The sequence below is a fragment of the Micromonospora sp. NPDC049662 genome, assembly GCF_040675055.1.
Taxonomy (GTDB): domain Bacteria; phylum Actinomycetota; class Actinomycetes; order Mycobacteriales; family Micromonosporaceae; genus Micromonospora.
The window spans coordinates 21,057-30,744 of sequence record NZ_JBFAOC010000074.1 but is presented as its reverse complement, the minus strand read 5'-3'; the positions used below and the strand labels follow the sequence as shown (position 1 = coordinate 30,744).

The 9,688-nt window shown below is 71.8% G+C and carries 10 protein-coding genes; 2 read left to right on the top strand and 8 right to left on the bottom strand.

Annotation, left to right across the window (positions count from 1 at the left end):
* Window positions 1–173: 173 nt before the first annotated feature.
* The gene (locus AB0J36_RS31430; RefSeq protein ID WP_357123785.1) at window positions 174–806 is read right to left on the bottom strand and encodes a TetR/AcrR family transcriptional regulator; all 633 of its coding nucleotides are present in this window, start codon (window positions 804–806) and stop codon (window positions 174–176) included.
* A gap of 126 nt (window positions 807–932) precedes the next feature.
* On the opposite strand from AB0J36_RS31430, the gene AB0J36_RS31425 reads away from it, so the two are divergent.
* Window positions 933–1,967, top strand: a complete 1,035-nt coding sequence (locus tag AB0J36_RS31425; protein ID WP_363661488.1) for an aldo/keto reductase — start codon at window positions 933–935, stop codon at window positions 1,965–1,967.
* A gap of 3 nt (window positions 1,968–1,970) precedes the next feature.
* On the opposite strand, the gene AB0J36_RS31420 is transcribed toward AB0J36_RS31425, so the two are convergent.
* On the bottom strand, window positions 1,971–2,462 hold the full coding sequence (locus AB0J36_RS31420; RefSeq protein ID WP_357123791.1) for an NUDIX domain-containing protein: 492 nt from the start codon (window positions 2,460–2,462) through the stop codon (window positions 1,971–1,973).
* 71 nt (window positions 2,463–2,533) lie between these two features.
* Here AB0J36_RS31420 and AB0J36_RS31415 point away from each other — a divergent pair, with 71 nt between their 5' ends.
* Entirely contained in the window at window positions 2,534–4,168 is a 1,635-nt protein-coding gene (locus tag AB0J36_RS31415) for a long-chain fatty acid--CoA ligase (RefSeq protein WP_363661489.1), read from the top strand.
* 186 nt (window positions 4,169–4,354) lie between these two features.
* Here the strand turns inward: AB0J36_RS31415 and AB0J36_RS31410 are convergent, their stop codons facing one another.
* The 6 genes from AB0J36_RS31410 to AB0J36_RS31385 all read right to left on the bottom strand — a co-directional run bounded on the left by AB0J36_RS31410 (window position 4,355) and on the right by AB0J36_RS31385 (window position 9,686).
* The gene (locus tag AB0J36_RS31410; protein ID WP_357172001.1) at window positions 4,355–5,365 is read right to left on the bottom strand and encodes an NADPH:quinone reductase; all 1,011 of its coding nucleotides are present in this window, start codon (window positions 5,363–5,365) and stop codon (window positions 4,355–4,357) included.
* 73 nt (window positions 5,366–5,438) lie between these two features.
* The gene (locus AB0J36_RS31405; RefSeq protein ID WP_357123798.1) at window positions 5,439–6,092 is read right to left on the bottom strand and encodes an HAD family phosphatase; all 654 of its coding nucleotides are present in this window, start codon (window positions 6,090–6,092) and stop codon (window positions 5,439–5,441) included.
* Between the two features lie 32 nt (window positions 6,093–6,124).
* A complete protein-coding gene (locus tag AB0J36_RS31400) occupies window positions 6,125–6,949 on the bottom strand; it encodes a hypothetical protein (protein WP_357124655.1) in 825 nt (274 codons plus the stop codon).
* 189 nt (window positions 6,950–7,138) lie between these two features.
* Complete coding sequence (locus AB0J36_RS31395) at window positions 7,139–7,852, bottom strand: FKBP-type peptidyl-prolyl cis-trans isomerase (protein ID WP_357393116.1); 714 nt, start codon at window positions 7,850–7,852, stop codon at window positions 7,139–7,141.
* Window positions 7,853–7,953: 101 nt separating this feature from the next.
* Window positions 7,954–8,592, bottom strand: coding sequence for a DUF4241 domain-containing protein (locus tag AB0J36_RS31390; protein ID WP_357123801.1), 639 nt, complete (start codon window positions 8,590–8,592; stop codon window positions 7,954–7,956).
* Between the two features lie 71 nt (window positions 8,593–8,663).
* Window positions 8,664–9,686 (bottom strand): Ku protein, encoded by a 1,023-nt coding sequence (locus AB0J36_RS31385; protein ID WP_363661487.1) that lies wholly within the window; start codon window positions 9,684–9,686, stop codon window positions 8,664–8,666.
* Between the last annotated feature and the right edge of the window lie 2 nt (window positions 9,687–9,688).

Below are 9,688 nucleotides of genomic sequence, written 5' to 3'. Positions count from 1 at the left end.
GCCGGGGGGTGGGCGGGGGGGCGCCCCCCCCCCCCCCCCCGGGGGGGCCCGCAATCGCCAAAGCCGCGTCTCCCTGGCCACACAAAAAGATGACTCACAGGCATCACGCTCATTGGCAGGTCCGCGCCCCGACGCATTCGGGTCAGAGCTACTTCTGGAACATCACCGAAGGGTCAGGCGGGGCGGCGGTAGGCGCCGTACCACCAGGTCGCCGCCAGTTCCCGCGCGGCCGCCGCGTCCGTCTCGGGGTCCGCGGTGGTCGTGCTGACGTGGTCGGCGAGGAAGCGGTCGCCGCCGATCACGATCAGCCGGCTGGCCGCGGACACGTCCAGGTCGGCGGGGGTACGTCCGGCCTGCTGCTCGGCCCGCAGGGCGTTCGCGGTGCGCGCGACGAACTGCTCCAGTCCGCCCGACCAGTACTCCCGCACCACCTCGTCGTAGGCGGCCACCTCGCTGACCGCCGCTAGCACCGGGGCATATGTCCGGTAGATTCGGATTACGTCGGTGAAGACCTCGGTCAGGCTCTTCAACGGATCATCGCTACCGGCCGGGTCCCACTGGCCGGTCCGGTCGAAGGAAGTGTCCCGCATCGTGCCGGCGAGGCGCATGAGTAGCTCGGTCTTGTCGCGGAAGTGGATGTAGAAGGTCGACCGGGCCACTCCCGCCTCGGCGGCGATCCGCTGCACACCGAGGTCGGTGAAGCGCACCCCCTCCCTCAGGAGCCGCTCGGTGGCTGCCAGCACCCGCGCCTCGACGGCGGCCCGCCCATCGGGGTTGCGCGGGCGGCGGCGGGTGATCGACGGCATGCCGAAATCCTAGGTGGCCGAGGGCCGGCCCGGCGACGTACGCTCGCTGCCGGACACACTGTCCGACATAGTGACCACGGAGCGCCTGACCTCGGCCCTCCGCACCCACCACGAGGAGCAACACAGGTGAAGTACCGACTGCTGGGCACCACCGGGGTGTACGTCTCGGAGATCTCGCTCGGCGCGATGACCTTCGGTGGAAGCGGGCACCCGCTGTGGGGAACCCTCGGCGCGCTGGCGCTGCCCGAGGCGCAGCGAATGGTCGACACGGCTCTGGACGCGGGCGTCAACTTCGTCGACACGGCCGACGGCTACAGCGACGGTGAGAGCGAGGAACTGCTCGGCCAGGCGCTCGGCAAGCGGCGCCGGGACGTCGTGCTGGCCACCAAGGTGCACTCGCGTACCGGGCCCGGTCCGAACGACGTCGGCACCTCCCGGCTGCACATCATGCAGAACCTGGAGGACAGCCTGCGCCGGCTGGGCACCGATCACATCGACCTGTACCAGATCCACAACTTCGACCAGGTCACTCCAATGGAGGAGATGCTGCGCGCGCTCGACGACGCGGTCCGGCAGGGCAAGGTCCGCTACATCGGCTGCGCCAACTTCGCCGCCTGGCAGATCTCGAAGGCGTTGGGTATCTCCGCGCGGGAGAAGCTGGCCGGCTTCGTCTCGGTGCAGGAGTACTACTCGCTGCTGGGTCGGGACGTGGAGCGGGACGTGGTGCCGATGGCGCTCGACGCGAATGTCGGGCTGACCGTGTGGAGCCCGCTCGCCGGTGGTTTCCTCTCCGGCAAGGTGGGCCGGGATGGTGCCGTCGCCGACAGCGGCGCGCGCAGCGCCCAGCCCGGCTACACCAGTTTCACGCCGTTCGACCCCGAGCACGGCTTCGCGGTCGTCGACGTGCTCAAGGCCGTCGCCCAGCGGCACGACGTCAGCCCGGCCCGGGTGGCCATCGCCTGGCTGCTGTCCCGGCCGGCGGTCACCAGCGTGGTCGTCGGCGCCCGCAAGCACGAGCAGTTGGTGGACAACATCGCTGCCTCGGATCTCACCCTTACCGAGCAGGATCTCGCCGAGCTGGACGAGGCCACGAAGCTGCCGGTCTCGTACCCGAACTGGATCCAGGAGGGGTTCTTCGCCGGGATGCGCCACCCGCAGTAGGACCTACTTGAGGATCAGTCGGTTCGTCTGCTCGAAGACGTCCAGGTCGGCCAGGGTCTCCAGGACCGACGCGGAGAGTGGGGACGGGAAGCGGTCACGGGCGAAGAAGCCCGCGTCGGTGGTTTCGTCGGTGACCCGGGTCAGTTGCCCGTCCCACTCCTCCACCTTGAAGGCGGTGGTGAAGACCTGGTAGGTGTGCCCGTACATGTTGGTGCTGGTCCGGTCCGGGCCGGTGTAGAGCGCGAACGCGCAGACCCGCAGCGCCCGCAGCCCGGTCTCCTCGCGGACCTCGCGTACCGCGCAGTCGGCGATGGATTCGCCCAGCTCCATGGCCCCGGCGGGCATGGCCCACTGGCCGTTGTCGGAGCGTTGGATCAGCAGGATGCGCCCCGCGTTGTCGCTGACGACGGCGCGGGCGCCGACGAACATCAGCGTCCGGTCCCCGGCGAGCGCGCGTAACTGCCCCACGTACGAGTCGGCCCAAGAGATGCTCACCCGCGACAATTTACGGGGGTTCCCAACGTGTGACCGCCGACACTAGCTTGTTACCCATGCGTAGCACGATGATGGACGCCCCCCTGCAGGTCTCCCGGATTCTCGATCACGGCGCAGGGGTGCACGGCACGGCCGAGGTGGTCACCTGGACGGGCGCCGAACCCCGTCGGATGACGTACGCCGAGGTGGGCCGCGCGGCGGCCCGGCTGGCCCACGCGCTGCGTGACGAGTGCAGGGTGACCGGCGACGAGCGGGTCGCCACCTTCATGTGGAACAACAACGAGCACCTGGTGGCCTACTTCGCGGTGCCCAGCATGGGCGCGGTGCTGCACACGCTCAACATCCGGCTCTTTCCCGACCAGGTCGTCTACATCGCCAACCACGCGCAGGACCGGGTGGTGCTGGTCGACAGCACGCTCATTCCGCTGCTCGCCCGGGTGATCGGCGAGTTGGCCACGGTGCGGCACGTCGTGGTCGTCGGCGGTGGCGACCCGGCCCCGCTGGTGGCGGCGGCCGGCGACCGGATCACCGTGCACCACTGGGACGCGCTGCTCGCCGACCGTCCGGACGTGTACGACTGGCCCGAGGTGGACGAGCGCGACGCCGCGGCGCTCTGCTACACGTCCGGCACCACCGGCAACCCGAAGGGCGTCGCCTACTCGCACCGGTCCATCTACCTGCACTCGTTGCAGGTCTGCATGCCGGAAGGCTTCGGTCTCGGACCGACCGACCGGGAGCTGGCCATCGTCCCGATGTTCCACGCCATGTCGTGGGGTCTGCCGTACGCGGCGTTCCTCTCCGGCGCGTCGCTGATCATGCCGGACCGGTTCCTCCAGGCCGCGCCGATCGCCGAGATGATCGCCGCGGAACGGCCCACCCTGGCCGGCGCGGTGCCCACCATCTGGACCGACCTGCTGGCCTACCTGGACGACCACGACGTGGACAGCTCGTCGCTCACCGAGGTGATCGTCGGCGGTTCGGCCTGCCCACCGGCGCTGATGCACGCGTTCGACGAGCGGCACGGGATCGACGTCATCCACGCCTGGGGGATGACCGAGATGTCGCCGCTGGGGTCGGTCTCGCGTCCGCCCGCCGGGGTGGCCGGGGACGAGGCGTGGCGCTACCGCTACACGCAGGGCCGAGTGCCCGCGGGCGTGCAGGCGCGGATCGTCGGCCCGTCGGGCGAGCCGCTGCCCGCCGACGGCACGGCCGTGGGCGAGCTGGAGGTCCGTGGGCCGTGGGTGACCGCACGGTACGTCGGTGACGACGCCCCTGATCCGGAGAAGTTCCGCGACGGTTGGCTACGGACCGGCGACGTCGGCACGCTCTCCCCGGACGGGTACATCACGCTGACCGACCGCGCGAAGGACGTGATCAAGTCCGGCGGCGAGTGGATCTCGTCGGTCGAGCTGGAGAACGCGCTGATGGCCCATCCTGCCGTGCTGGAGGCGTGCGTGGTGGGTGTCCCGGACGAGCGGTGGGACGAGCGGCCGCTGGCGACCGTGGTGGTCCGTGCGGGCGCCTCGGTGACCGCCGAGGAGCTGCGGGACTTCCTGGCCGGCTCGGTGGCCCGCTGGCAGCTGCCCGAGCGGTGGGCGTTCATCGACATGGTGCCGAAGACCAGCGTGGGCAAGTTCGACAAGAAAGTCGTCCGTTCGCGGTACGCCGAAGGTGACCTGACTGTCCGGGAGCTGACAGCACCGTAACGTTTGACCGGGCACCGTCGCCTATGGGCAGAGGAGTACTCCTGACATTCCTCCCCAGAGGGCGGCCCCGGCGTTCGCACCGCGCCGGGGCCGCCCGCTCCACGCGGGTGACCCCGCACCGTCATTGTTGCGAAAATTGTTCGCCTCTGTCCCGATGACGGGGAAATCCGGTCCCCGACGACCCGTTCAGGCGTCGCTGGTGGTGATCAGCACCTTGCCGACCGCCGAGTCCTCCACCGCCTGGTGTGCCGCGGCCGTGTCGGCGAGCGGATAGCGGTGCAGCGGCAGACCGGCATCCGCGCCCACCCGGATACCGCCCTGGTTGGCAGCCGCCGCCACGTCGACGACACCCTGCGCCTTGGCCGCCTTCGGCTCCGTGTAGACCAGCACGAACTGCCACCGGGCGTTCACCACGTACAGCGGGCGGATCGGGAGCGTCATCTCGGTGCCGCCGTTGTCGGCGTACACGCAGACCGCCCCGCCGTTGCGGATCAGTTGCGCGTCCATCGCCGCGTTCTGGGCGGGCGCGACCTCCACGATCGTGTGGACCCCGTCGGGGGCGATCTTGCCGACCTCCTCGACCACGTCCTGCTCGCGATAGTTGATCACGTACGACGCACCGGCCGACGCCGCGAGCTGCGCCTTCTCGGCACTGCTCACCGTGGCGATCACCGTGGCGTCGGCCCAGCGCGCGAGCTGGATCGCCGCGTTGCCCACCGCGCCCGCCCCGCCCTGCACCAGCACGGTGTGGTCGGCCAGCGCGCCGGCGCGCAGCGCGTCCGGCATGAACTCGCCGGCCGTCAGACAGCGGTGCGCGGTGAGGAACGGAATGCCCAGGCTCGCCCCCAGCTCGAACGAGGCGTCGCCCAGCGGCACCGCCTGCCGGACCGGCACCAGCGTGTACTCCGCGCTGGTGCCCCACGGCCGCTGCCAGGCCGCCTCCCAGATCCAGACCCGCTCGCCGATCAGCTCACCGCCGACTCCCGCACCGACCGCCTCGACGACACCCGCGCCGTCCTGCCCCGGGATCTGCCACCCGTCCGGCGCGAACGCCCGGCGCGACTTCCAGTCCGTCGGGTTCACCCCCGACACCGCCATCCGGACCAGCACCTCGCCCGGCCCCGGCTCGGGCACCGGCCGGTCCACCAGTTCCAGCACCGACGGGTCGCCGGTGCGCTCGTACACGATGGCCTTCATCAGTGATCCCCTCGCTGGCCGGCGTGGCACGCCGCCGGCGTGCCGTCTGCTGCGGTACCCCGCACCGACCCCGTCATGCCAAACCGTCGATCAGCTGCGGGGTCAACTCACCGACCGACCCGAGCGTCACGGCCGCGAGCGCGGCGGCGTCCGGATCGAGGGGGTACGACGCGTGGGGCACCGCCACCACCCGCATCCCCGCCGCCGCGGCCGACCGTACGCCGTTGGACGAGTCCTCCACGGCCGCGCAGCGGGCCGGGTCGACGCCCAGGCGCTGCGCGACGCTCAGGTACACGTCCGGCGCCGGTTTGCCCCGCTCGGTCTCCTCGGTGGACAGGGTCGCGCCGAACGCGTCGGTCAGGCCGGTGGCCTCCAGTGCCGCGGCGATCAGCCGGGTCGGCGACGAGCTGGCCAACCCGAGCGGCCACCGCGCGGCCAACCGGCGTACCACGTCGACCGCGCCGTCGATCAACGGCACGTGCTCGCGGTAGCGCTGCGCCATCTCCCGCACCACCTCGTCGGCCACCTGCGCGGCGGTGCGCCGCACCCCCAGCTCACCGCTGAGGTAGTGGGCCCACTCGCCGGTGCTCATGCCCATCAGCCGGCGCTGGGTGTCGGGCTGCCAGGCGCCACCGTGTGCCGCCACGTACGCCCGCCGGACCTCCTCCCACACCGGTTCGGAATCCACGATCACGCCGTCCAGGTCGAAGACCACCGCATCCACCACGGACCCATCCTGCCCGACGGCGGGACCCACGGTCAGCCGGCCAGCGCGGGCAGCCCGATCGGGCTGTCGGGCGGGATCACCGTGTGGCAGGACCGGGCCAAGGGTTCCAGCAGCTCCCGAAGGCGGTCGGTGTCGCCCGCGCCGAGCGTCTGCCACGGATGCCCGGCGGACCGGTCGGTGGCGTCCTCGATCGCCTGGAATTCGGCATGGCCGGCGTCGGTGGGGGTGCCGTCCCCGGCCAGCCAGCCGCGCCGCGTCAGCCGCTCGCGGGCGGCCCGCCACTGCTCCTCGGACCAGCCCCGGCCGAGCAGGCTCTGGGCCGACATGTCCACCGCGACGCGCCAGGCCAGCACCTCCACCGGGTCCAGGCCGGCAGCCACCAGGGCGGCGGTGTGTCCGTCGCCGCGCAGCTCCCGCAGCGTGGTGGCGGCCTGCCAGAGCCGGGCGAGGGGGTACTCCCCGACCGGCAGCGCCGCGTTGGCCGCCCCGAGCACCCGACCGGCGGTCTGCGCCGCCGAGGCGGCCCGCTCCAGCAGGTCGGCGGCCTCGGCCAGGTGCCCCTCGGGCAGCTCGTAGGTCAGCTCCGCGAGGGCCTGCACCGCGCCGGTCAGCCGGGCGCGCAGCGCCTCCGGCGGGGTGGCCAGCCGCCACACCGCCGGCAGGGCCCGGCTCACCATCGGCGGTGCGAAGCTGAAGAAGGCGGCGACGACCGGAGGGGCCTCGGCGGCGCCCAGCGGCGCGGCCCGGCCGGCGAAGTAGCCCCGCCAGTAGCCGCGCAGCCCGACCGCCTCGTACGCGGCGCGGGCCCGAGGGTGGAAGTAGGTGACCGCATGCACCGGCTCGAAGTACGTCCACATCACCCGGGTGGTACGCCCGAGATCCTCCAGCGCCGTCACAGGTACCTCCACCGTCCCGCGTCCGCGTCGTCACCCCGGACTGCGGCCGCCCGGGGTGACGCCGAACCTACTGCCGGAGGGTGACGGGCAGGAAGCCCCATGTGAACAAAGCCATCGCGCCGGGGTGACAACCGGGGCGATCCGGACGGGTCACTGGGCGGCGAGCACGTCCACCACGAAGCGCAGCGGACCGGTCGGCCGACCGCCCGCCTTGGCCTCGTCGTTGCCGTACGCCAGCTCGCCCGGGATGTCGAGCTGCACCCGGCTGCCCACGGTCACACCGACCAGACCCTGGTCCCAGCCGGGGATGACCTGGCCCACGCCGATCGGGAAGGTGGCCGGCTGGCCGGCGTTCCAGGACGAGTCGAACTCCTTGCCGTCCTTGTAGAAGACGCCCACGTAGTTGGTGGTGATGTTCTGCCCCTTCTTGACCGCCGGGCCGGTGCCCTTGATCATCGGGGTGACCGTGAGCTTCTTCAGCTCGCCCGTGCCCGCCTTCACCGTCGGCTTGCTGCCCAACGCCGGGTCCGCGCCCTCGGGAAGCTGCGGCGCGGGCGGCGCGGTGGGGGCGTCCGGTGCCGCGGCGGAGGCGGACGGGTTGGCGCCGGAGGCGTTGCTGGGCTTGTCGTCCCGGTTCTTGTCGATCCAGACGAAACCGCCGATGAGCAGCGCCATCACGGCGACACCGACGATTCCGCCGGCCCAGGCCTGGCGGCGGCGCTTCGCCTCGGCCGCCTTCTGCGCCGCCAACTGGGCGGCCAGCCGCCGCCCCGCCTTCGTCGCCGGGCTCTGGCCCTCCGACCGGTTCTCCTGCGTGCGCTCGCTCACGTCGTCGACTCCCTGCTGCGAAGGTGTGGCCGGCACCCGGTGCCGGGGGGAAAGCCGACGCACACGGTACCCGCCCGGCGGCCCGCTGTGCCCGCCCCGGACGACTCGGATTGCCCAGAAACGCCGTCTGCGGGACGTTACTCCGGGACCACCATGAAGTCGGTCACGAACGAGGTGACCCTCCCGTCGGCGGTCCGCCCGATCCAGGTGCCGTAGCAGCCGTCGCCCCAGCCCGTGGCGACCGTGACGATGTTCGCGCCGGTGGCCTCGTCCAGCACCGCCGTGATCAGCCCTGGAACCGGCGACGAGGGCAGCCCGGCGGGGATGAAGACGTCCTCGATCCGCTCCTCGTCCCAGCTTTCCAGGGCGGCGAGCGCGGTCGGGTCGGCGAGCGTGCCGGCACCGGCGTCCACGCCGTACCCGAAGTAGTCGTCGGCGCCGAGCGCGGCGACGTCCTGGTCGCCCACCACGGCCTGCTCCCAGCGGGTCGTCGGCTCGGCGCGGATCACCAGTTCCAGTGCGGCCACCCGCCGGTCCACCTCGGCGTCCTCCCGCAAAACCACGGCCACCCAGGCGCGGCCGGGATACCGCCCCGGCGCGACGGTCACCGTGTACGGCTCGGCCTCCGGTACGACCAGCGGATCGCACCCGACGACCCGGCCGGTCGGCAGTACGACGTCGCCCAGCGGATGGGCCTCGACGAGGTACGCGCCGTGTTCGTCGGTGAAACGCGCCCCGGGCGTCAACAACCGGTCCAGGTCAGGGGTGTGCGGCATGGGGGCTCCTCCGGTGGCCGACGGCCGGCGGAGCGTACCCGGTCCGGCGGACACCGTCGGTGCCGCGTACCTCAGGCGCTCTTGCGGGGTGCGGTCTTGCGCGCGGCGGTCTTCTTCGCGGGCTCGGCCTTCTTCGCTGCGGTCTTCTTGGTGGCGGTCTTCTTCGCCGGCTCGGCCGCCTTCTTCTCGGCGGTCTTCTTCGTCGCGGTCTTCTTCGCGGGCGCCTTGGCGGCCTTCTTCTCGGCCGCCTTCTGCGCCGACCGGGCCGACGAGATGGGCGTCGGCTCGCCGCCGCCACCCCGCGCGGGCTGCTCGCCGCGCGCCGCCCGGGCCCGGTCCACCGAGGCCTTCAGCGCGGCCATCAGGTCCACCGCCGCGGCTGGGGCCTCCTCGACCTCCTCCGGCTGGACGACCTCCCGACCCTCCACCTTGGCGTCGATGACCTCCTGCAACGCGGCCCGGTAGTCGTCGGTGAAGACGTCCGGCTCGAACTCCCCGGTCATCGAGTCGATCAGGGAGCTGGCCATCGCCAGCTCCGGCGGACGCACCTTGAGGTCCTCGTCGAGGAATCCGAACTCGGGGGTACGGATCTCGTCCGGCCAGAGCATCGTGTTGAGCAGCAGCACACCTTCGCGGACCCGCAGGGTCGCCAACTGCTCCCGCTGGCGCAGCGCGACCTTGACGATGGCCACCCGCTCCGAGTCGAGAAGCGCGTCCCGCAGCAGCACGTACGGCTTGGTGGCCGTGCCCTCCGGCTCCAGGTAGTAGGCCTTGTTGTAGAGGATCGGGTCGACCTGCTCGGCGGGGACGAACTCCAGCACGTCGATCGCCCGGGAGCTGGTCAGCGGCAGGTCGGCGAAGTCCTCGTCGGTGAGGATCACCATCTCGCCGCCGCCGATGTCGTAGCCCTTGGCGATGTCGTCGTAGGTGACCTCCTCGCCGCAGACCGAGCAGGTGCGCTTGTAGCGGATGCGACCGCCGTCCTCGCGGTGCACCTGGTGGAACCGAATGTCCTTCTCCTCGGTCGCCGAGTAGAGCTTCACCCCGATCGAGACGAGCCCGAACGACACGGCTCCCTTCCAGATGGCACGCATCC